We start from the raw sequence: 20,938 nt of genomic DNA, 5'->3' as shown, positions 1-20,938 counted from the left end.
AGAACAAAACAACAGGTGAAATCATGACCACAACCCAACCCCTGGAACTGCTGGCGCCCTTGTCCGGGGTGCTTGTGGCCCTGGATCAGGTGCCCGATCCAGTGTTCTCAAGTCGCCTGATTGGCGACGGCCTGTGCATCGATCCGACCTCGCAGACTCTCTGCGCTCCCCTTGCCGGGGTGATCAGTAATATCCAGGACAGTGGTCATGCGGTGAGCGTCACCAATGATCACGGAGTCCAGGTGCTGATACACATTGGCCTGGACACAGTGAACCTGGCAGGCAAGGGTTTTACCCGACTGGTCAAGGAAGGTCAGCGTGTTGAGGCCGGCCAGCCGTTGATTGAATTCGATGCCGATTTTGTTGCGCTCAACGCCCGTAGTTTGCTGACCCTGATGTTGGTGGTCAGCGGCGAGCCCTTCACGCTGCTGACACCGGGCAGCGGCCTGGTGGTGCTTGGGCAACCCTTGTTGCGCGTGAGCTCTGAAGGCTGCACGGATGAAACCGTGGAAGAAGAGGGCGACGCCCTGTTCTCCAAACCCCTGATACTGCCCAACGCCAATGGCCTGCACGCCCGTCCGGCGGCGATTTTTGCCCAGGCGGCGAAGGGCTTCAAGGCGAGCATTTACCTGCACAAGCAAACCCAAAGCGCGAATGCCAAGTCGTTGGTGGCGATCATGGCGTTGCAGACCGTACGGGGCGATACCTTGCAGGTGAGTGCGGCGGGGGAGGATGCCGATGCGGCCATCAAGGCCCTGGTGGTGTTGCTGGCTGAAGGATGCGGGGAAACGGTAATTGCCCACGTCGAGATTGCCGAACCAGTGGCACCGCTTGGCTCGGCGACCTTGCTGCGGGGCGTGTGTGCATCGCCTGGTTCTGCGTTCGGCCAAGTGGTGCAAGTCGCCGAGCCTGAATTGAACATCACTGAAGCCGGTACTGGCGAAGCGGCTGAGCGCGTCGCGCTGGATCGTGGCCTGCTTCACGCGACCGAGGCGCTGCAAGGCTTGCAGGCCAAGGACGTCGGCAGCGCCCAGGCGGAAATTTTTCGTGCCCACCAGGAGTTGCTGGAAGACCCAACCCTGCTGGAGCAAGCCGATGCACTATTGGCGCAAGGCAAAAGCGCCGCCTTCGCCTGGAACGGCGCCACTGAAGCGACTGCCAGCCTGTTCCAGGGGTCGGGTAACACGTTGCTTGCCGAGCGCGCCGCCGACCTGGCAGACGTCGGCCAACGTGTCCTGAAACTGATCCTTGGGATCAAGGACAGCGCCTGGGACCTGCCGGAGCAGGCAATCCTCATCGCCGAACAACTGACGCCGTCACAAACCGCCAGCCTCGACACCCGCAAGGTGCTGGGTTTTGTCACCGTCGGTGGCGGCGCCACCAGCCACGTCGCAATCCTCGCCCGTGCCCTGGGGTTGCCCGCCATTTGCGGCGTGCCGGCCCAGGTGCTGAGCCTGAGCAACGGTAAGCAAGTCCTGCTGGATGCCGACAAGGGTGAATTGCACCTGGAGCCGGACCTGGCCGAGATCGAGCAACTGCAGGTCGCCCGCCAACAGCAGGTTCTGCGTCGTCAGCAGGAGGTGGCGCAGGCCTCACTGGCCGCCATCACCCGCGACGGTCATCGCGTCGAAGTCACCGCCAACGTCGCCTCGCTGCAAGAGGTGGAGCAAGCCCTGGCCCTGGGCGGCGAAGGTGTTGGCTTGCTGCGCTCGGAATTCCTCTACCTGGATCGCAACCGCGCGCCCAGCCCCGATGAGCAGGCCGGCACCTACAGCGCCATCGCCCGGGCCCTGGGGCCGGAGCGCAACCTGGTGGTGCGCACCCTCGACGTCGGTGGGGACAAGCCCCTGGCCTATGTGCCGATGGACAGTGAGACCAATCCGTTCCTTGGCCTGCGGGGCATTCGACTGTGCCTGGAGCGTCCGGAACTGCTGCGCGAACAGTTCCGGGCGATCCTCGCCAGTGCCGGTTTTGCTCGTCTGCACATCATGTTGCCGATGGTCAGCCTGCTCTCGGAGCTGCGCCTGGCGCGGCAGATCCTTGAGGAGGAAGCCTTGGCCATGGGGCTTACGCAACTGCCTAAGCTGGGGATCATGATTGAAGTGCCGTCGGCGGCGTTGATGGCCGACCTGTTTGCGCCCGAGGTGGATTTCTTCTCCATCGGCACCAACGACCTGACCCAATACACCCTGGCCATGGACCGCGATCATCCGCGCCTGGCCAGCCAGGCCGACAGCCTTCACCCGGCGGTACTGCGCCTGATCGCCAGCACCGTCAAGGCCGCCCATGCCCATGGCAAATGGGTGGGTGTTTGCGGCGCGCTGGCGTCGGAGGCGCTGGCGGTGCCGGTGTTGATTGGGCTGGGAGTGGATGAGTTGTCGGTCAGCGTGCCGCTGATCCCGACCATCAAGGCCGCCGTGCGCGAGCTGGACCTGGCGGACTGCCAGTTGATCGCCCGCCAGGTGCTGGGCCTGGAAGAGGCCGTCCAGGTACGTGAGGCCATGCGCCAATACCACGCGGCCACCGTCGAAACCTCATTGGTTGTGGAGAACTGAGTATGTTCGAGAAAATGCAGCGGGCGTTCTGGAAGGCCCTGACGCCGGATTTGATTGCAGAGACGCCACAGGCAGTGGTTGCACCTGTGGGCGAAACGCCGTTGTCGCCGGGCGTATTGAGTGCGTTGGGGGGGGCTGACAACCTCAAGTCGCAACAGCGGGTGGCGCTGACTCGGGTGCGGGTGCAGTTACTAAATTCGGAGCGCTTGGATGAGGTGGCATTACGAGCGGCGGGAGTACCAGGGGTGATGGTATTGGCGGGTGGGGTGGTGCATTTGATTACGGGACTTTAACGTTCAAATCAAATGGCGAGCCCGCTCGCCACAAAGCCTGGCTTCCACAGACTTTTACATTGTTTGAGGGGCCGCATTTTTATAGTTGCGGGGTTTCTTCGGCCGGTTTTGTCTTGTCTACACCCGGCACATGCAGGTTGCCTTCAACCACCTGGTTCCCCTCCAGCTGCGGCTGCGTCACCCAGGTCAGGATGTCGTAATAGCGCCGGATGTTGGCCACAAAGTGCACTGGCTCGCCGCCCCGGGCGTAGCCGTAGCGGGTCTTGCTGTACCACTGCTTCTGCGCCAGGCGCGGCAGCATTTTCTTCACGTCCAGCCACTTGTTCGGGTTCAGGCCTTCTTTCTCGGCCAGCTTGCGGGCGTCGTCCAAATGGCCGCCGCCCACGTTGTAGGCTGCCAGGGCAAACCAGGTGCGGTCCGGTTCCTGGATCTTGTCGTCCAATTCACCCTTGATCATGGCCAGGTACTTGGCGCCACCCTTGATACTTTGCTTGGCGTCCAGGCGGTTGGACACGCCCATCGCCTGGGCGGTGTTCTGGGTCAGCATCATCAAACCGCGCACGCCGGTCTTGGAGGTGACCGTCGGTTGCCATAGGGATTCCTGATAACCGATGGCCGCCAACAGCCGCCAATCGACTTTTTCTTCCTTGGCCGAAGCCTTGAAGTGTTTCTCGTACTTGGGCAGGCGCTGCTGCAAATGCTGGGCGAAGGTGTATGCGCCGACATAGCCAAGGACATCGACGTGCCCGTAATAGCGATCTTTTAGACGCTGCAGGGTGCCGTTCTTCTCCACCTTGTCCAGAAAGCTGTTGACCTCGTTGAGTAGGCTGTTGTCTTCACCGGCGGCCACGGCCCAGCTTTGGTTGCGGGCGTCGCCCAGGTCGAAGGCGACCCGTACGTTGGGGAAGTACACCTGGTTCATTGCCACTTCGTTGGAGTCCACCAGAGTCAGGTCGATCTGGCCTTCGTCGACCATGCGCAAAAGGTCGACCACCTCAACGGCGTCGGATTCTTCGTATTCAATGGCGGGATTTTTCTGCTTCAGCTCGGCCAGTTGTTCGGCGTGGGTGCTGCCCTTGAGCACCATGATCTTCTTGCCCACCAGGTCCGTCGCGTTGGTAGGGCGGGACTGGCCGTTGCGGTAGATGATCTGCGGGGTGACTTCCAGGTAAGGGTGGGAGAAGCGCACCAGTTGGCGGCGCTGCTCGCTGCTGACCAGGCCGGCGGCGGCCAGTACCGGGCCGTTGGGTTTGCCAAGCTGACCGAACAGGTCGTCGAGGTTGTCAGCCGTTTCTATCTCCAGCTTCACCCCCAGGTCTTCGGCAAAGCGCTTGACCAGTTCGTATTCGAAACCGGTTTCGCCGTTGCGGTCCTGGAAATAGGTGGCCGGGCTGTTTCGGGTGATCACCCGCAATACGCCATCCTCCTTGATCCGCTCTAGCGCGCTGGGGTTATCAACACAGGCGCTGAGCATCAGGAAGAGTCCGATTGCGAAGAGCCATTTGGCGCAACGCGGGCATAAAGCAGTTGGGGAGAACATCTGCGCAGTATACGCAAAGGACCCCCGGCGCCATATATCGACAGCGTGGCTGTTGTCTGCTAGCGCCCGAAAACCTAAGCTGCAGCCCGCAGAAATGGGCCTTGGCGCGCGATTGTGACGGTTAAAATAACTGCCTGAAATGACCGGGATGGCGTCCTGGCAGCCGTGCAGTCGGGCCAACTGACGTCCGGCAGCGGCCACAGGTAGCGTTTCGGGTGCCGTTGGCGGCGGTTTACGCTAGAATGCACGGCCTCAAAGCACACCCCTTCCCGAGGCTGTCCCGAAGATGTTGATCCTGCGCGGCGCTCCTGCCCTTTCTGCCTTTCGCCACAGCAAACTCCTTGAGCAACTGAGCCAGAAAGTCCCGGCTGTCAGTGGCTTGTATGCTGAATTTGCTCACTTCGCCGACGTTACCGGCGTCTTGACCGCCGACGAACAGCAAGTGCTGGCGCGTCTTCTGAAGTACGGCCCCAGCGTTCCCGTTCAAGAGCCCACCGGTCGCTTGTTCCTGGTCCTGCCACGGTTCGGCACTATCTCGCCCTGGGCGAGCAAGGCCAGCGATATCGCCCGCAACTGCGGCCTGGAAAAAATCCAGCGTCTGGAACGCGGGATCGCCTTCTATGTCGCCGGCCAGTTCAGCGATGCCGAGGCCGAGCTGATCGCCAGCAGCCTGCATGACCGCATGACCCAGATTATCGTCAGCCAGTTGGAACAGGCCGCCGGCCTGTTCAGCCACGCCGAGCCCAAGCCGCTAACCGCGATTGACGTGCTCGGCGGCGGTCGCCGCGCCCTGGAAAAAGCCAACACCGAACTGGGCCTGGCCCTGGCTGAAGACGAAATCGACTACCTAGTCGATGCCTTCACAGGTCTTGCGCGCAACCCCCACGACATCGAATTGATGATGTTCGCCCAGGCCAACTCCGAGCACTGCCGCCACAAGATCTTCAACGCCAGTTGGGACATTGACGGCCAGAGCCAGGAAAAAAGTCTGTTCGGCATGATCAAGAACACCTACGTGATGCACAGCGAAGGCGTTCTGTCGGCTTATAAAGACAACGCCTCGGTCATCGTCGGCAGTGTTGCCGGCCGTTTCTTCCCGGACCCTGAAACCCGCCAGTACGGCGCGGTGCAGGAGCCGGTGCACATCCTGATGAAAGTCGAGACCCACAACCATCCGACCGCGATTGCCCCGTTCCCGGGCGCAGCCACCGGTTCTGGTGGTGAGATTCGCGACGAAGGTGCCACCGGTCGTGGCGCCAAGCCAAAGGCTGGCCTCACCGGCTTCACCGTGTCCAACCTGCAGATCCCGGGCTTTGAACAGCCGTGGGAAGTGCCGTACGGCAAGCCTGAGCGCATCGTCACCGCACTGGACATCATGATCGAAGGCCCGCTGGGCGGCGCCGCGTTCAACAACGAATTCGGTCGTCCGGCCCTGACGGGTTACTTCCGTACCTTCGAGCAGTCCATCACCACCCCTCACGGTGATGAAGTGCGCGGTTACCACAAGCCGATCATGCTGGCCGGCGGCCTGGGCAACATCCGCGCCGAACACGTACAGAAAGGCGAAATCATCGTCGGCTCCAAGCTGATCGTCCTCGGCGGCCCAGCGATGCTGATTGGCCTGGGCGGTGGCGCCGCTTCCTCCATGGCCACCGGCACCAGCTCGGCGGACCTGGACTTCGCTTCCGTACAGCGCGAAAACCCAGAGATGGAGCGTCGCTGCCAGGAAGTCATCGACCGTTGCTGGCAGTTGGGTGACAAGAACCCAATCAGCTTCATCCACGACGTCGGCGCAGGCGGTTTGTCCAACGCCTTCCCGGAACTGGTCAACGATGGCGACCGTGGCGGCCGCTTCGAACTGCGCAACATTCCAAACGACGAGCCGGGCATGGCCCCGCACGAAATCTGGAGCAACGAATCTCAGGAACGCTACGTATTGGCCGTTGGCCCTGCGGACTTCGAGCGTTTCCAGGCGATCTGCGAACGTGAGCGTTGCCCGTTTGCCGTGGTCGGCGAAGCCACTGCCGAGCCGCAATTGACGGTCACCGACAGCCACTTCGGCAACAGCCCGGTGGACATGCCCCTGGAAGTGCTGCTGGGCAAGGCCCCGCGCATGCACCGTTCGGCGGTCCGCGAAATCGAACTGGGCGACGACTTCGATCCGTCGACACTGGCCATCACCGATTGCGTGGAGCGCGTCCTGCACCACCCGGCTGTTGCCAGCAAAAGCTTCCTGATCACCATTGGCGACCGCACCATCACCGGTCTAGTTGCCCGTGATCAGATGGTCGGCCCGTGGCAGGTTCCTGTGGCCGACGTTGCCGTCACCGCCACCAGCTTCGACGTCTACACCGGTGAAGCCATGGCCATGGGGGAGCGCACGCCGCTGGCCCTGCTGGACGCTCCAGCGTCGGGCCGCATGGCCATCGGTGAAACCCTGACCAACATCTGCGCTTCGCGCATCGGCAAGATCTCTGACATCAAGCTGTCGGCCAACTGGATGTCCGCTGCCGGTCACCCAGGTGAAGACGCCCGTCTGTACGACACCGTTAAAGCCGTCGGCATGGAGCTGTGCCCTGAGCTGGGCATCACCATCCCGGTGGGCAAGGACTCCATGTCCATGGCCACTCGCTGGAACGATGACGGCGTGGACAAGAGCGTCACCTCGCCGCTGTCGCTGATCGTTACCGGCTTTGCGCCGGTCACCGATATTCGTCAGACCCTGACCCCGCAACTGCGCATGGACAAGGGCACCACTGACCTGATCCTCATCGATCTGGGCCGTGGCCAGAACCGCATGGGCGCCTCGATCCTTGCCCAGGTTCACGGCAAACTCGGCAAGCACGCGCCGGACGTTGACGACGCCGAAGACCTGAAAGCCTTCTTCGCCGTGATCCAGGGCCTGAACGCCGACGGTCACCTGCTGGCTTACCACGACCGTTCCGACGGTGGTCTGCTGACCAGCGCCGTGGAAATGGCCTTCGCCGGTCACTGCGGCCTGAGCCTGAACCTCGACGGCCTGGCGGAAACATCTGCGGACATCGCCGCGATTCTGTTCAACGAAGAACTGGGCGCCGTAATCCAGGTTCGCCAGGACGCCACCCCGGACGTGCTCGCGCAATTCAGCGCGGCCGGCCTGGGCGACTGCGTGGCAGTGGTTGGCCAGCCGATCAACAACGGCGAAATCAACATCGTCTTCAACGGCGAAACCGTCTTTGAAGGCCAGCGCCGTCTGCTGCAACGCCAGTGGGCCGAGACCAGCTACCAGATCCAGCGCCTGCGGGACAACGTCGACTGCGCCGAGCAGGAATTCGCCGTGATCCTGGAAGAAGATAACCCGGGCCTGAGCACCAAGCTCAGCTTCGACGTCAACCAGGACATCGCTGCGCCGTACATCAAGAAAGGCATTCGCCCACAGGTTGCCGTACTGCGTGAGCAGGGCGTCAACGGCCAGGTGGAAATGGCGGCCGCGTTCGACCGTGCCGGCTTCAATGCGATTGACGTGCACATGAGCGACATCCTCGCCGGTCGCGTTGATCTCAACGAGTTCAAAGGCCTGGTGGCCTGCGGCGGTTTCTCCTACGGCGATGTGTTGGGTGCCGGTGAAGGCTGGGCTAAGTCGGCGCTGTTTAACAGCCGCGCCCGCGATGCGTTCCAGGGCTTCTTCGAGCGCAACGACAGCTTCACCCTGGGTGTGTGCAACGGTTGCCAGATGATGTCCAACCTCAGCGAACTGATCCCAGGCAGCGAGTTCTGGCCGCACTTTGTGCGCAACCGTTCCGAGCAGTTCGAAGCCCGTGTGGCCATGGTCCAGGTGCAGGAATCGAACTCGATCTTCCTGCGTGGCATGGCCGGTTCGCGCATGCCAATTGCCATCGCCCACGGTGAAGGCCATGCCGAGTTCGAAAGCGAAGAAGCGTTGCTGGAAGCTGACTTGTCCGGTTGTGTGGCCATGCGTTTCGTCGACAACCACGGCAAGGTCACCGAAGGCTACCCGGCCAACCCGAACGGCTCGCCGCGCGGGATCACCGGGCTGACCAGCCGCGACGGTCGCGTCACCATCATGATGCCGCACCCGGAGCGTGTCTTCCGTGCCGTGCAGAACTCCTGGCGCCCGGAAGAGTGGAACGAAGACGGCGCGTGGATGCGCATGTTCCGCAACGCTCGTGTGTGGGTGAACTAAGGCCGTGTACAAGCTCAGCTTCTTTGTGCCCGACAGTCACGTGGACACGGTGAAAACCGCCGTCTTCGCAGCTGGCGGCGGGCGCATCGGCCACTACGACAGCTGCGCCTGGCAAGTGCTGGGCCGCGGCCAGTTCCGCCCGATGGACGGCAGCCAGCCGTTTATCGGCCAGGTGGGGCAGGTTGAAGTGGTTGAGGAATGGAAGGTTGAGTTGGTGGTGGCGGATGAGTTGATCAAGGCCGTTGTGGCTGCGTTGAAGCTTAGCCATCCCTATGAGACGCCGGCTTATGAGGTGTGGCAGTTGGCGGATTTTTGATTCGCTGGCTGTAAAAACAAGAAACCCGCTGGGCCTGAATGGTCAGCGGGTTTTTTGTTGGCTGTGAGGGCCTCATCGCGGGCCAGTAGAGATTTAGGCTCGGGCTCCTATTTCACGGTCACTGACCAACCGCTCCAAGGCCTCACCCAACCCCGATGCCTTGTCACCAATCAGCAAGTGCCAAATGCCGCTTTCCAGCTGGCTTACACCCTGGCAGCCAAGCGCCGTGAGCTGGGATTTCGACAACACCGAACCATCCCCTAATTCCACCCGCAACCGGGTCATGGCTACGGTATTCAGTTGCAGCACATTGGCCCGACCGCCCAGGGCATTCAGCCATTTCTCGGCCTCGTGAACATTGACCTGTGCGCTCTTTTCAACAGGCGCAGCAACCACTGGCGCGGCTTTGACAAACGACGGCATGGCCAGGCGAATCTCGTCAGCAATGCTGTCGGCCATCGGCCCTACCACCACCTGCAAGCTGCCGCCGTTGCCGGGGCGAACCACGGCCATCGCACCCAATGCCTTGAGCTCGGCGTCCACCACCTTGTTGCGGTCCACCATGTCCAGGCGCAGACGCGTAGTGCAGGCACCCACGCTGAGCAGATTGTCAGCCCCGCCCAGCGCACGAATGTAGGCACCGGCACGCTGGTTGTCGGTCATGGCTTCGGTGCGCACGACCTGTATGTCTTCGCGCCCCGGTGTCTTCAAGTTGAAGCGACGGATGCAGAAATCAAACACCGTGTAGTAGACCACCGCGTAGGCCAGGCCCACCGGCACCACCAGCCAGCCATTGGTGGACTTGCCCCAGCCGAGGACCATGTCGATAAAACCACCGGAAAAGGTAAAGCCCAAGTGGATGTTCAGCAGGTTAGTGATGCCCATCGACAGGCCGGTTAATAGCGCATGCAGCAGATACAGCAGCGGCGCGAGGAACATGAAGGCGAACTCGATGGGCTCGGTGACGCCGGTGAGGAACGAGGTCAATGCCATCGACAGGAAGATCCCGCCCATGATCTTGCGCCGCTCCGGCAAGGCATTGCGGTACATCGCCAGGCAGGCTGCGGGCAGGCCGAACAGCATCACCGGGAACATACCGGTCATGAACTGGCCGCCCTTGGGGTCGCCGGCAAAATAGCGGGTCAAATCGCCAGTGACCACCGCGCCGGTCACCGGGTCGGTGAAGCTGCCAAACACAAACCAGGCCATGTTGTTGAGGATATGGTGCAGGCCAGTGACGATCAGCAGGCGGTTGAGTACGCCGAAGATGAATGCGCCGAAGCTGCCACTTTCCAGCAGCAATACGCCGAAGCTGTTGATGCCATGCTGGATCGGCGGCCAGATCAGGCCGAACACCACGCCCAGGCCGACCGCCGAGAAACCGGTGACAATCGGCACAAACCGCCGCCCACCGAAGAACGCCAGGTATTCGGGCAGCTTAATGTCCTTGAAACGGTTATACAGCGCGCCGGCCATCAGCCCGCTGACGATCCCGGCGAGCATGCCCATATTGATGCTGGCGTCCATCACCTTGAGGGTAGAGATCATCACCAGGTAGCCAATGGCCCCGGCCAAGCCTGCGGTGCCGTTGTTGTCTCGGGCAAACCCCACGGCGATACCGATGGAGAAGATCAACGCAAGGTTGGCGAAGATCGCTTGCCCTGCGTCGTGCATCACGGCGATGTTCAGCAGGTCGGTGTCGCCCAGGCGCAGCAGCAGGCCGGCGATCGGCAGGATCGCGATCGGCAGCATCAGCGCGCGGCCCAGGCGTTGCAGCCCTTCGATGAAATATTGGTACATGGCGTGTCTCCCTTTTCTTGTTGTTGTCAGCTCAGCGGCCAGTGGTGTTGACAGGCTTGGCGAACGGCTTTGGCGCTGCTCAGGTTAAGCAGGCCTTGGCTCAATTGCCGGCATTGCGCCGCGTCCAGGTGGCGGACGCGGTCCTTGATTTCTCCGATTTGCAGCGGGCTTACCGACAGCTCGTTGATGCCCAGGCCGATCAGCACCGGTGTGGCCAGCGGGTCGGACGCCAGGGCGCCGCATACGCCGACCCAACGGCCGTGTTTGGCCGCCCCGGCGCAGGTCTGGGCGATCAGGCGTAGCAACGCCGGGTGCAGGGCGTCGACCCTGGCGGCGAGGCCGGCGTGGTCGCGGTCCATGGCCAGGGTGTACTGGGACAGGTCATTGGTGCCGATGGACAGGAAGTCCGCATGCTCGGCCAGTTGCTCGGCCATCAAGGCGGCGGCCGGTACTTCGATCATTACCCCCAGCTCCGGGCGTTGGGTCAGTTTCAGCTCAATGCACAGCTCATCCAGGCGTTGGCGGATGTGCAGCAACTCGTCCACTTCGCTGATCATCGGCAACAGGATGCGGCAGCGCTGCAACGGGCTGACCTGGAGCAGGGCGCGCAGTTGCTGGTCCAGCAGTTCCGGGCGGACCTGGGCCAGGCGTATGCCCCGCAGGCCCAACACCGGGTTGGCTTCGGCGGGCAGCGGCAGGTAGTCCAGTTGTTTGTCGCCGCCGACGTCGATGGTGCGGATGATCACCGACTTGTCGCCCATGGCATCCAGTACGGCTTGATAGGCCTGGCGCTGCTCTTGTTCATCGGGCGCGGTGCGGCGGTCGACAAAGAGGAATTCGGTGCGCAACAGGCCGACGCCGTCGGCGCCGTTTTCATGGGCCATCTGCGCTTCAGCGCTGGAGGCGACATTGGCGGCCACCTCGATACTTACGCCATCCAGGGTGCGGGCGGGCGCCTGGGCTTGGGTTTGTTGCTGCTGGCGGCGGAGTTTTTGTGCCTCGCGTATCTGATGGACTTGTGCGTGGCGCGCGTCATCGGGGGCCAACTCCAGGCGACCGTTGATGGCGTCGAGCACAACCCGTTGGCCTTGGGGCGCATCCAATACGGCCGAGCCCAGTGCGACCACGCAAGGCAAGCCTTTGCCCCGTGCCAGAATCGCCACATGGGAGGTCGCGCCGCCTTCGGCCATGCAGATACCGGCGGCGTTTTGTGCGCTCAGTTGCAGCAGGTCCGACGGTGTCAATTCATGGGCCGCAACAATGGCGCCGGCGGGCAATTCGAAGTGCCAGGCTTCACCCAGCAGCACCCGCAGCACGCGCTGCTGCAAATCCCGCAAGTCATTGGAGCGCTCGGCCAATAAGGGTTTGCCCAATGCCAGCAGTACGGCGCACTGGGCCTGGATCGCATCGCGCCAGGCGTGGGTAGCGGCGCGGCCCTGAGCGATGGCGACACCGGCGGCCACCAGCAGCGCCGGGTCTTCCAGCAGCGCCAGGTGGGCGGCGAAGATTTCCTCTTCTTCAATGTCTTTGTGCCGCCGGGCTTGGGCCAGTGTGTCGCGGATATCGTTGCGCACTTGTTCCAGGGCGTTGTCGAGCAAACGCAGTTGCTCCTCGGCGACGTGGTTGCCGGTGTCTTTCGGCAGCTCAATGCCATTGAGTCGAAACAGTGGCCCACACACCAATCCAGGCGCGGCGCATACACCTTGCAGCACGCCGGGTTCACTGTTGGCGCGACGAGTAGCGACGGCCACCGGCGCATGGGTTTGTGCATGGACCGCCACCGACAAGGCGGCGATCAGCGCTTGCAGCGCCGCGTCGCAATCCTTGCCACGGCAAGTGACCTGAACGTCGTCCTGTTCACCGATACCCAGGCCCATCAAGCCGATCAGGCTGTCGCAGGACGCCGACTTGCCGGCGAAATGCAACTGCGCCTGGCTGCTGAAACCCTGCGCCGTTTTGCGGATCAAGGCTGCGGGGCGGGCATGCAAACCGCCACGGTGAGTGATGCGAATGCTGGCGCTGGCTTGCGCGATTGAGTCATCGACCGCCTGCGGTTGCGCTGGCGAAGAACCGTGTGCGACCACCTGCAATAGCGGCTCCCCGACGTTCACCGCGTTCAATGCAAGCGGGCGCAGCGCAAATTGATCACTGTTGGTGAGAATGATCAGGCTGATAAGACTTTTGCACTGGCGGGCGATGCGATCCAGTTCGAAGCGCACCAGCGGCTGGCCATTATTGACCCGCGCGCCTTGTTCGACCAACAGCTCAAAACCTTCGCCGTTCAACTCCACGGTGTCGATGCCCACGTGCAGCAGCAGTTCGGCGCCGTTATCGGCGCGAATCGTCAGCGCATGCCCGGTACGGGCGACATGAATGATGACCCCATCGCAGGGCGCATGCAGGCAATCATTAATCGGGTCGATGGCGATGCCATCGCCCATGGCGCCGCTGGCGAACACTTCGTCGGGAACGCTGCCCAGGGTCAGTACCGGCCCGCTGAGGGGGGCGCTGAGGGTGAGGTCATTATTATTGTGGGACATGGGCACGGTACTCATCAGGAATGCGCAAAAATCAACTCAGTGGGTACGGGTCACTTTGCTCAGGTGACGCGGCTGGTCCGGGTCCATGCCTCGGGCTTCGGCCAGGCCTGCGGCCATCACGTAGAAGCTCTGGATGGCAAGAATCGGATCAAGGGCCGGGTGTTCGGCGCGGCTCAAGGTCAGGTCACGTTCGGCGATGTCATCGGGTGCGGCCAGCAACACGCGGGCGCCGCGTTGGCGCATATCGGCGGCCAGGCTCAGCAAACCGGCCTGTTCGGCACCGCGTGGGGCGAACACCAGCAGCGGGTAGTTGTCACCGATCAAGGCCATCGGCCCGTGGCGTACTTCGGCGCTGCTGAAGGCTTCGGCCTGGATCGCCGAGGTTTCCTTGAGTTTGAGCGCGGCTTCCTGAGCGATAGCAAAACCGGCGCCACGGCCGATGACCATCAACTGCTGGCAGTCGCGCAGGGCGTCGATGGCCAGGCTCCAGTCCTGTTTGGCGGCTTCACGCAAGCCGTCGGGCAGGGCTTTGCAGGCTTGCAGCAGTTCGGTTTCCTGGTTCCAGTGACCGATCAGTTGGGCGCTGGCGCTCAAGGTGGCGATAAAGCTTTTGGTGGCGGCGACGCTGCGTTCGGGCCCGGCACACAGCGGCACATGGAATTCGCAGGCTGCTTCCAGTGGTGAGTCCTCGGCATTGACCAGCGAAATGCTCAAGGCGCCACGCTTGCGCAGCAGGCGCAGGCTGTTGACCAGGTCCGGGCTTTGCCCCGACTGGGAGAAACCGAAGGCCACCTGGCCACTGACCTTGAGCGGCGATTGCAACATGGTCACCACCGACATCGGCAACGACGCCACGGGAATCCCCAGGTGCTGCATGGTTAGGTAGGCAAAGTAGCTGGCGGCGTGATCCGAGCTGCCACGGGCGATGGTCAACACCACTTGCGGCGGCTGGCGACGCAAGCGTCCGGTAACCTCCACCAGCATTGGTTCCAGGCGTTGCAGTTGAGCCTCGACGGCGTCGCAGGAGGCCAGGGCCTCTTCAAGCATTTTTGAAGTCAATGGTTTCTCCTTCGACCATTACGTCGGTGAGGTTCAGGGAGCGATCCAGGCGCACGCAGTCGGCAAAACTGCCGGGTTGCAGGCGGCCGCGTTCTGTAAGCCCCAGGTAATCGGCGGGAAATTGCGACAGGCGTTGTGAGGCTTCGCTGATGGGCAGGCCGATTTTCACCAGGTTGCGCAGCGCCTGATCCATGGTCAGCGTGCTGCCGGCCAAGGTGCCGTCGGCCAGGCGCACGCCGCCCAGGCATTTGGTCACGGTGTGGCTGCCCAGCTTGTATTCGCCGTCGGGCATGCCAGCGGCAGCGGTGGAATCGGTGACGCAGTACAGGCACGGAATCGCCCGCAAGGCCACGCGCATGGCACCGGGGTGAACGTGCAGCAAGTCGGGGATCAGCTCGGCGTATTTGGCGTGGGCCAATGCAGCGCCAACGATGCCCGGCTCGCGGTGATGCAGCGGGCTCATGGCGTTGTAGAGGTGGGTAAAACTGGTGGCACCGGCAGCGAGGGCGGCGACGCCTTCTTCGTAGCTGCCCAGGGTATGGCCGATCTGCATGCGCACGCCGCGTCCGCTGAGGGCGCGGATCAGACCGTCGTGGCCAGCGATTTCCGGGGCAATGGTGATCACCCGGATCGGCGCCAGGCGCAGGTATTCCTCAACTTCGCTCATCAGCGCGGTGTGGGCGAAGTTCGGTTGTGCGCCGAGTTTTCCGGGGTTGATATAAGGGCCTTCCAGGTGCACACCAAGCACGCGGGCGCTGCCCGCCGGGCGGTTTTCGCAGAAGCGGCCGAGGGCGTCGAGCACGCTGGAGATTTCGTCCACCGGCGCGGTCATGGTCGTGGCCAGCAGCGAGGTGGTGCCAAAGCGCACGTGGGTGCGGGTGATGGTCTCGAAGGCGCTGGCGCCTTCCATGATGTCCTTGCCGCCGCCGCCGTGAACGTGCAAGTCGATAAAGCCCGGCAGCAGGTACGGCAGGTCGTTGTCGCCAGGGTCGCACGGGCTGCCTTCAACGGCGCTGACTTTGCCGTGCTGGTGCACCAGGCGGCCGCGAATCCAGCCTTGAGGCGTGAGGATATTGTCTTCGGACATGGGCAGTTCTCTAAGGCCGCAATTCAGCGGCAAAGTCATAGCGGCGCAGCTCTGCGACAAAGTCGTAGTAGTCGTTGCGGCAGTAGGTATCGGTGATTTCGATCGGAGTGTTGTCTTCGGTGTAGCCGACTCGGGTCATCAGCAGCATGGCGGTGCCGGGGGCGATGCCCACCAGTGCGGCGAACTCGTCCGAGGCGTTGATTGCCTGGATGTGCTGCAGCGCGCGAACGATGGGCTTGCCGATGCCCTCCAGGTATTCGTAGAGGGAACTGCCAATGGCCTGCGGGTTGGGGATGATCGAGGCGGGCAGTGCGCTCATTTCGATAGCCATCACCGTGTCATCGGCCTTACGCAGGCGCTTGAGCCGCACCACCTTGTCAGTGGGCGATAGGCACAGGCGGATCAGTTCTTCGTGGGTGGGCGGGGTGATTTCCCGCTCCAGCCATTGGGAGCTTGGGACAAAACCCTTGAGCCGCAACATCTCGCTGAACCCCGAAAGGCGTGACAACGGCTGTTCCAGGCGCGGGGTAATGAAGGTTCCGGAGCCTTGGCTGCGACGGATCAGGCCTTGTTCGAACAGCACTTCCAATGCCTTGCGGGCGGTTACTCGGGAAATGCTCAACAGTTCGCTGAGGGTGCGTTCCGACGGCAACGCCTGCTCGGATTTCCACTGGCCAGCATGAATCGCCGCTTCCAGCTTGCGGGCCAGTTGCAGGTACAGCGGCGTGGATTGTTTACCGTCGGGGCGCAGGGCCAGGATGGGATTCATCTGTAGGGTTTCCGATGCGTTATTGGAGTGTTGTCGCCCGGTAGTGGCTGGAAATTAATACCACTTAAATACCATGTCAATGCTGCCTAAATGGTGCGGGCAAGTGTTTACGGGCGCCTTTATAGTGCGCTTGAGCAAGTGGTATTAGAGAGGTCTTTATTTGGCGCAGAAGTGCGCAGCCTGCGGGGGTGAAATGGTATTCACCGGCAGGCGCTGCCGAGGGCAGGAATTTATTTGGATTTATTTTACGGACGGTTGAAAACTACGGACGAATCTCGATCATCGTGCCGTCCTTGACCAGGTTCCAGACTTCGCGCATGTCGACATTGCGCATACCGATGCAGCCGTCGGTCCAGTCCAGAGTGTGGAACCACTCCTCGGGGTAATCCTCGGCGTCGGGGGTGCCGTGGATCATGATCATGCTGCCCGCCCGCACACCTTCACGGCGCGAGCGGGCGGCGTCGCTGATGTTCGGGTAGGAGATGTGCATGGACAGGTTGAAACGGTCGCTGGTCTTGCGCCAGTCGATCCAATAGAGGCCTTCCGGGGTCTTGCGGTCGCCTTCCACGAGCTTGTGGCCCTTGGGGTTTTTGCCCAGTGAAATGCGGTAGGTCTTAAGGGGCTTGCCGTCGTTGATCAACTGCAACTGATGGGCGGACTTGAGGACCAGGATTTTCTCGACAGGTTTGCCGCCCAGGGTTTCCAGGGTGGAGGCTGACGACAGCGTGGCGAACGACAGGCAGAGCAGAGCAAGCAACCAACGCATTAAAACGGTATCCCTTCAGGTGCTGCCTGGATTGTTATTTTGCCAACTGGGCCAGTGGCGGCACGGACTCGCTGCGCACCGGGAACAGCTGTAGCCGACGGTCGGCGAAAAAGCATTCTAAGGTACGCCCCACCGTGCGGAAAGCCAGCTCGGACCAAGGGATGTCGGCTTCATTGAAAAGCTTCACTTCCAGGCTTTCGGGCCCTGCGCAGAAGTCCAGGTCGATCAGCTCGGCGCGATAGAAAATATGCACCTGGCTGATGTGCGGCACGTCGATCAGCGTGTAGATGCTCAGGTTGCGCACCCTGGCACAGGCTTCTTCCATGGTTTCGCGCATGGCCGCCTGTTCGACGGTCTCGCCGTTTTCCATAAACCCAGCGGGCAGCGTCCAATAGCCCTGGCGCGGTTCGATGGCGCGACGGCACAGCAGCACCTGATCGCCCCAGACCGGCACGGTGCCGGCGACGATATTGGGGTTCTGATAGTGAATGGTCTGACAGTGATCACAGACATAACGCAGGCGCGCGTCGCCTTCGGGAATGCGCTGGGTGACCGGTTTACCGCACTGGCTGCAGAAGTTCATGCTGGGGTTCCTGGAGAGTGCGCCTATCTTGGCGTGGCGGCGTGCCTGCCTGCAAGTTGTCGTTTAGCGACACGGTCCAGGTTTTGGGGTTGGGCGCCCGCACGCTTTGGTGCATGATGCAAGGTAGCCAACAGATCGAGATGACTCATGCTGGACGAGCTACTTCGCCGGGTAAGCAATCATACGCCACGCACGCTGGAGACCGACGCTCGTTTCCCGGAAGCCGCGGTGCTGGTGCCGATTACCCGCAGTGACGAACCCGAACTGATCCTGACCCTGCGGGCCAGCGGCCTGTCGACCCACGGTGGCGAAGTGGCTTTTCCCGGCGGCCGCCGCGACCCGGAAGACCCGGACCTGGTGTTCACCGCCCTGCGTGAGGCCGAAGAAGAAATCGGCCTGCCACCGGGACTGGTGGAAGTGATCGGCCCCTTGAGTCCCTTGATCTCCCTGCACGGTATCCGCGTCACGCCTTATGTCGGGGTCATCCCCGATTACGTCGAGTACCTGGCCAACGACGCCGAGATTGCTGCCGTGTTCAGCGTGCCCCTGGAGTTCTTTCGCAAGGACCCACGCGAACACACCCACCGCATCGATTACCAGGGCCGCAGTTGGTACGTGCCCAGTTATCGTTTTGGCGAATACAAGATCTGGGGCCTGACGGCGATCATGATCGTCGAGCTGATCAACCTGATCTATGACGACGCCGACATCAGCCTGCATCGTCCACCGAAAAGCTTCATCAATACCTAAGCCATCGTTTCGTATGGCAAGCCTTGAGGACCACACCATGAAATACCGCCTGGGCGACGCCCGCGTCGAGACCCATCCCCAAAGCTGGGTGGCCCCCAATGCCACGCTGGTGGGCAAGGTCAAGCTGGAAGAGGGTGCCAACGTCTGGTTCAACGCGGTGTTGCGCGGTGATAACGAGTTGATCCTGATCGGCAAGAACAGCAACGTCCAGGACGGCACGGTGATGCACACCGACATGGGCTACCCGCTGACCCTGGGCACCGGCGTGACCATCGGCCATAACGCCATGCTGCACGGCTGTACCGTCGGCGATTACAGCCTGATCGGCATTAATGCGGTGATTCTCAACGGGGCGAAGATCGGCAAAAACTGCATCATCGGCGCCAATTCGCTGATCGGCGAAGGCAAGGAAATTCCCGATGGCTCGCTGGTGATGGGCTCGCCCGGCAAAGTAGTGCGGGAACTGACCGAGGCGCAGAAGAAGATGCTTGAAGCCAGCGCTGCGCACTATGTGCATAACGCTCAGCGTTATGCCCGTGATCTGGTCGAGCAAGAAGAATGAACGCCCCTGAACGACCGGTGGCCTCGCCCTGTGTGAATATTTGTGCGCTGGATAACGATGATATCTGCACCGGCTGCCAGCGTACCGTGGACGAAATCACCCGCTGGAGCCGCATGGACAATGCCGCGCGGCGGGTGGTGCTGGGGTTGTGTCACGAGCGGGCGAAGGTGAGTGGGTTGGTGTGGATGATTCCTGGAAAATCTGGCGCCTGATCTTGTGGCGAGCGGGCTTGCCCGCGTTGGAGTGCGCAGCACTCCCTGGCCGGTCGCTGTGATCTATCAGAAAGACCGCAGTGATTGGTTTTATGGCCGCTTCGCGGCCCAACGCGGGCAAGCTCCCTCGCCACATTGCTTCGTTGTGCAGTACCCTGTCGCCTTGTCCACAGGTCTCTCGCCCCATGCTCTTCCTGATCGCCTATATCAGCAGCGTCGTGCTGATCAACTACGCCTTTTCCACCGCTCCCCACCTGGACGTCATCTGGTCCGCCTGGGGCGGGTTGGTGTTTGTCCTGCGCGACATGGTGCAAACCCGTTTCGGTCACGGCGCGATCATCGCCATGCTGGCGGCGTTGGTGCTGTCTTACATCACTTCCGATCCGTCCATCGCCCTGGCCAGTGCCACGGCGTTCGCGGTGTCCGAGTGCATCGACTGGCTGGTGTTCAGCATCACCAAGCGCCCGCTCCACGATCGCCTGTGGATAAGTTCGGCGCTGAGCATTCCCCTCGATACCTTTATCTTTTTCGGCCTGATCGGCGCGCTGACGCCCGCCGTGGTGGGGACCGCTCTGGCCTCGAAATTTGCCGGAGTGACCGTAGTCTGGCTGGCCATGGCCTGGCGCTTGCGCCGCCAGCGCATCGCCAACTGAGGCCAATCTTTACAGTTCATGTAAAATGCCGGCCTTTCCCCCATGATCCGCTCCCCTGAGGACCTGAGATGACCCGAATCGGAACTCCATTGTCGCCAACCGCGACCCGCGTTTTGCTGTGTGGCTGCGGTGAGCTGGGCAAGGAAGTGGTAATCGAACTGCAACGCCTGGGCGTTGAAGTGATTGCCGTGGATCGCTACGCCAATGCGCCGGCGATGCAGGTTGCCCATCGCAGCCACGTCATCAATATGCTCGACGGCGCGGCCCTGCGCGCAGTGATCGAAGCGGAAAAGCCGCATTTCATCGTGCCGGAAATCGAGGCCATCGCCACCGCCACCCTGGTGGAACTGGAAGCTGAAGGCTTCACCGTGATCCCCACCGCACGTGCGGCGCTGCTGACCATGAACCGTGAAGGTATCCGTCGCCTGGCCGCTGAAGAACTGGACCTGCCGACTTCGCCTTACCACTTTGCTGACACTGTAGAAGACTACCGCAAGGCCGTCGAAGACCTCGGCTTCCCATGCGTGGTGAAGCCGGTGATGAGTTCGTCGGGTAAAGGCCAGAGCCTGCTGCGCAGTGCCGATGACGTGCACAAAGCCTGGGACTACGCCCAGGAAGGTGGCCGTGCCGGCAAAGGTCGGGTGATCATCGAAGGCTTTATCGACTTCGACTACGAAATTACCCTGCTGACCGTGCGTCACGTCGGCGGCACCACCTTCTGTGCGCCAGTTGGTCACCGCCAGGAGAAGGGCGATTACCAGGAATCCTGGCAGCCCCAGGCCATGAGCCCGATTGCCCTGGCCGAATCCGAGCGTGTCGCTAAAGCCGTCACTGACGCCTTGGGTGGACGTGGTTTGTTTGGTGTTGAGTTGTTCATCAAGGGTGATCAGGTGTGGTTCAGCGAAGTGTCACCGCGCCCGCACGACACCGGCTTGGTGACGTTGATTTCCCAGGACTTGTCGCAGTTTGCCCTGCATGCGCGGGCAATCCTCGGCTTGCCGATCCCGTTGATTCGTCAGTTTGGGCCTTCGGCTTCGGCGGTGATTCTGGTGGAAGGGCAGTCGACCCAGACGGCATTCTCCAACCTGGGTGCTGCGCTGAGTGAGCCGGATACCGCGCTGCGTCTGTTCGGCAAACCAGAGGTTAATGGTCAGCGTCGCATGGGTGTGGCGTTGGCGCGGGATGAGTCGATCGAGGCTGCTCGGGCCAAGGCGACCCGAGCGTCACAGGCTGTTGTTGTAGAGCTGTAACTGCGGCGCACCCATCGCGG

17 protein-coding genes are annotated in these 20,938 nt (G+C 62.0%); 9 read left to right on the top strand and 8 right to left on the bottom strand.

Annotated elements, in window-relative coordinates; all coding sequences use genetic code 11:
* The first annotated feature begins 23 nt into the window (after positions 1–23).
* Together ptsP (FQ182_RS11085) and FQ182_RS11080 are read left to right on the top strand one after the other, a co-directional pair.
* The gene (gene ptsP, locus FQ182_RS11085) at positions 24–2,555 is read left to right on the top strand and encodes a phosphoenolpyruvate--protein phosphotransferase (protein ID WP_149411618.1); all 2,532 of its coding nucleotides are present in this window, start codon (positions 24–26) and stop codon (positions 2,553–2,555) included.
* 2 nt (positions 2,556–2,557) lie between these two features.
* Positions 2,558–2,848 carry a PTS transporter subunit EIIB gene (locus FQ182_RS11080; RefSeq protein WP_149411617.1) on the top strand — a complete coding sequence of 97 codons (291 nt, stop codon included), beginning with the start codon at positions 2,558–2,560 and terminating at the stop codon, positions 2,846–2,848.
* 79 nt (positions 2,849–2,927) lie between these two features.
* On the opposite strand, the gene mltF is transcribed toward FQ182_RS11080, so the two are convergent.
* Positions 2,928–4,388, bottom strand: coding sequence for a membrane-bound lytic murein transglycosylase MltF (mltF, locus tag FQ182_RS11075; RefSeq protein ID WP_149411616.1), 1,461 nt, complete (start codon positions 4,386–4,388; stop codon positions 2,928–2,930).
* Between the two features lie 286 nt (positions 4,389–4,674).
* Between mltF and purL the strand changes: the two genes are divergently transcribed.
* Both purL and FQ182_RS11065 read left to right on the top strand, forming a co-directional pair.
* Positions 4,675–8,571 carry a phosphoribosylformylglycinamidine synthase gene (purL, locus tag FQ182_RS11070; protein ID WP_149411615.1) on the top strand — a complete coding sequence of 1,299 codons (3,897 nt, stop codon included), beginning with the start codon at positions 4,675–4,677 and terminating at the stop codon, positions 8,569–8,571.
* A gap of 4 nt (positions 8,572–8,575) precedes the next feature.
* Positions 8,576–8,887 carry an NGG1p interacting factor NIF3 gene (locus FQ182_RS11065; protein WP_133102112.1) on the top strand — a complete coding sequence of 104 codons (312 nt, stop codon included), beginning with the start codon at positions 8,576–8,578 and terminating at the stop codon, positions 8,885–8,887.
* 93 nt (positions 8,888–8,980) lie between these two features.
* Here FQ182_RS11065 and nagE read toward each other — a convergent pair whose 3' ends face one another.
* The 7 genes from nagE to FQ182_RS11030 all read right to left on the bottom strand — a co-directional run bounded on the left by nagE (position 8,981) and on the right by FQ182_RS11030 (position 17,491).
* The gene (gene nagE, locus FQ182_RS11060; RefSeq protein WP_149411614.1) at positions 8,981–10,687 is read right to left on the bottom strand and encodes an N-acetylglucosamine-specific PTS transporter subunit IIBC; all 1,707 of its coding nucleotides are present in this window, start codon (positions 10,685–10,687) and stop codon (positions 8,981–8,983) included.
* A gap of 26 nt (positions 10,688–10,713) precedes the next feature.
* Positions 10,714–13,227, bottom strand: coding sequence for a phosphoenolpyruvate--protein phosphotransferase (gene ptsP, locus FQ182_RS11055; RefSeq protein ID WP_149411613.1), 2,514 nt, complete (start codon positions 13,225–13,227; stop codon positions 10,714–10,716).
* Between the two features lie 36 nt (positions 13,228–13,263).
* Positions 13,264–14,274, bottom strand: a complete 1,011-nt coding sequence (locus tag FQ182_RS11050) for an SIS domain-containing protein (protein ID WP_371923874.1) — start codon at positions 14,272–14,274, stop codon at positions 13,264–13,266.
* Complete coding sequence (nagA, locus tag FQ182_RS11045; RefSeq protein ID WP_149411611.1) at positions 14,267–15,373, bottom strand: N-acetylglucosamine-6-phosphate deacetylase; 1,107 nt, start codon at positions 15,371–15,373, stop codon at positions 14,267–14,269. Before nagA ends, FQ182_RS11050 begins: the two co-directional genes overlap by 8 nt.
* A gap of 10 nt (positions 15,374–15,383) precedes the next feature.
* Positions 15,384–16,142, bottom strand: a complete 759-nt coding sequence (locus tag FQ182_RS11040) for a GntR family transcriptional regulator (protein WP_149411610.1) — start codon at positions 16,140–16,142, stop codon at positions 15,384–15,386.
* A 262-nt stretch (positions 16,143–16,404) separates the two neighbouring features.
* Positions 16,405–16,908, bottom strand: a complete 504-nt coding sequence (locus FQ182_RS11035) for a murein L,D-transpeptidase family protein (RefSeq protein WP_149411609.1) — start codon at positions 16,906–16,908, stop codon at positions 16,405–16,407.
* 34 nt (positions 16,909–16,942) lie between these two features.
* A complete protein-coding gene (locus FQ182_RS11030) occupies positions 16,943–17,491 on the bottom strand; it encodes an NUDIX hydrolase (protein WP_149411608.1) in 549 nt (182 codons plus the stop codon).
* A gap of 147 nt (positions 17,492–17,638) precedes the next feature.
* Between FQ182_RS11030 and FQ182_RS11025 the strand changes: the two genes are divergently transcribed.
* The 5 genes from FQ182_RS11025 (at position 17,639) to purT (ending at position 20,918) form a co-directional block, all read left to right on the top strand.
* On the top strand, positions 17,639–18,241 hold the full coding sequence (locus FQ182_RS11025) for a CoA pyrophosphatase (protein WP_149411607.1): 603 nt from the start codon (positions 17,639–17,641) through the stop codon (positions 18,239–18,241).
* Between the two features lie 37 nt (positions 18,242–18,278).
* Positions 18,279–18,803: a gamma carbonic anhydrase family protein gene (locus FQ182_RS11020; protein ID WP_149411606.1), complete on the top strand. Its 525-nt coding sequence runs from the start codon at positions 18,279–18,281 to the stop codon at positions 18,801–18,803.
* Positions 18,800–19,015, top strand: coding sequence for a DUF1289 domain-containing protein (locus FQ182_RS11015; protein WP_149411605.1), 216 nt, complete (start codon positions 18,800–18,802; stop codon positions 19,013–19,015). The genes FQ182_RS11020 and FQ182_RS11015 overlap by 4 nt, the downstream gene beginning before the upstream one ends.
* Positions 19,016–19,200: 185 nt before the next feature.
* Complete coding sequence (locus FQ182_RS11010; RefSeq protein ID WP_149411604.1) at positions 19,201–19,668, top strand: VUT family protein; 468 nt, start codon at positions 19,201–19,203, stop codon at positions 19,666–19,668.
* A gap of 68 nt (positions 19,669–19,736) precedes the next feature.
* The gene (gene purT, locus FQ182_RS11005; RefSeq protein WP_149411603.1) at positions 19,737–20,918 is read left to right on the top strand and encodes a formate-dependent phosphoribosylglycinamide formyltransferase; all 1,182 of its coding nucleotides are present in this window, start codon (positions 19,737–19,739) and stop codon (positions 20,916–20,918) included.
* Positions 20,919–20,938: the final 20 nt, after the last annotated feature.

Origin of the sequence: Pseudomonas sp. ANT_H4, assembly GCF_008369295.1 — a bacterium.
GTDB lineage: Bacteria > Pseudomonadota > Gammaproteobacteria > Pseudomonadales > Pseudomonadaceae > Aquipseudomonas.
This window is presented reverse-complemented; position numbering and strand designations above follow the sequence as displayed.

Coding starts and splice junctions, on each gene's coding strand:
- nagA (WP_149411611.1), bottom strand. CDS start 15,373: ATGTCCGAAGACAATATCCTCACGCCTCAAGGCTGGATTCGCGGCCGC.
- FQ182_RS11040 (WP_149411610.1), bottom strand. CDS start 16,142: ATGAATCCCATCCTGGCCCTGCGCCCCGACGGTAAACAATCCACGCCG.
- purL (WP_149411615.1), top strand. CDS start 4,675: ATGTTGATCCTGCGCGGCGCTCCTGCCCTTTCTGCCTTTCGCCACAGC.
- nagE (WP_149411614.1), bottom strand. CDS start 10,687: ATGTACCAATATTTCATCGAAGGGCTGCAACGCCTGGGCCGCGCGCTG.
- FQ182_RS11080 (WP_149411617.1), top strand. CDS start 2,558: ATGTTCGAGAAAATGCAGCGGGCGTTCTGGAAGGCCCTGACGCCGGAT.
- FQ182_RS11010 (WP_149411604.1), top strand. CDS start 19,201: ATGCTCTTCCTGATCGCCTATATCAGCAGCGTCGTGCTGATCAACTAC.
- mltF (WP_149411616.1), bottom strand. CDS start 4,388: ATGTTCTCCCCAACTGCTTTATGCCCGCGTTGCGCCAAATGGCTCTTC.
- FQ182_RS11025 (WP_149411607.1), top strand. CDS start 17,639: ATGCTGGACGAGCTACTTCGCCGGGTAAGCAATCATACGCCACGCACG.
- ptsP (WP_149411613.1), bottom strand. CDS start 13,227: ATGTCCCACAATAATAATGACCTCACCCTCAGCGCCCCCCTCAGCGGG.
- ptsP (WP_149411618.1), top strand. CDS start 24: ATGACCACAACCCAACCCCTGGAACTGCTGGCGCCCTTGTCCGGGGTG.
- FQ182_RS11020 (WP_149411606.1), top strand. CDS start 18,279: ATGAAATACCGCCTGGGCGACGCCCGCGTCGAGACCCATCCCCAAAGC.
- FQ182_RS11050 (WP_371923874.1), bottom strand. CDS start 14,274: ATGCTTGAAGAGGCCCTGGCCTCCTGCGACGCCGTCGAGGCTCAACTG.
- FQ182_RS11015 (WP_149411605.1), top strand. CDS start 18,800: ATGAACGCCCCTGAACGACCGGTGGCCTCGCCCTGTGTGAATATTTGT.
- FQ182_RS11030 (WP_149411608.1), bottom strand. CDS start 17,491: ATGAACTTCTGCAGCCAGTGCGGTAAACCGGTCACCCAGCGCATTCCC.
- purT (WP_149411603.1), top strand. CDS start 19,737: ATGACCCGAATCGGAACTCCATTGTCGCCAACCGCGACCCGCGTTTTG.
- FQ182_RS11035 (WP_149411609.1), bottom strand. CDS start 16,908: ATGCGTTGGTTGCTTGCTCTGCTCTGCCTGTCGTTCGCCACGCTGTCG.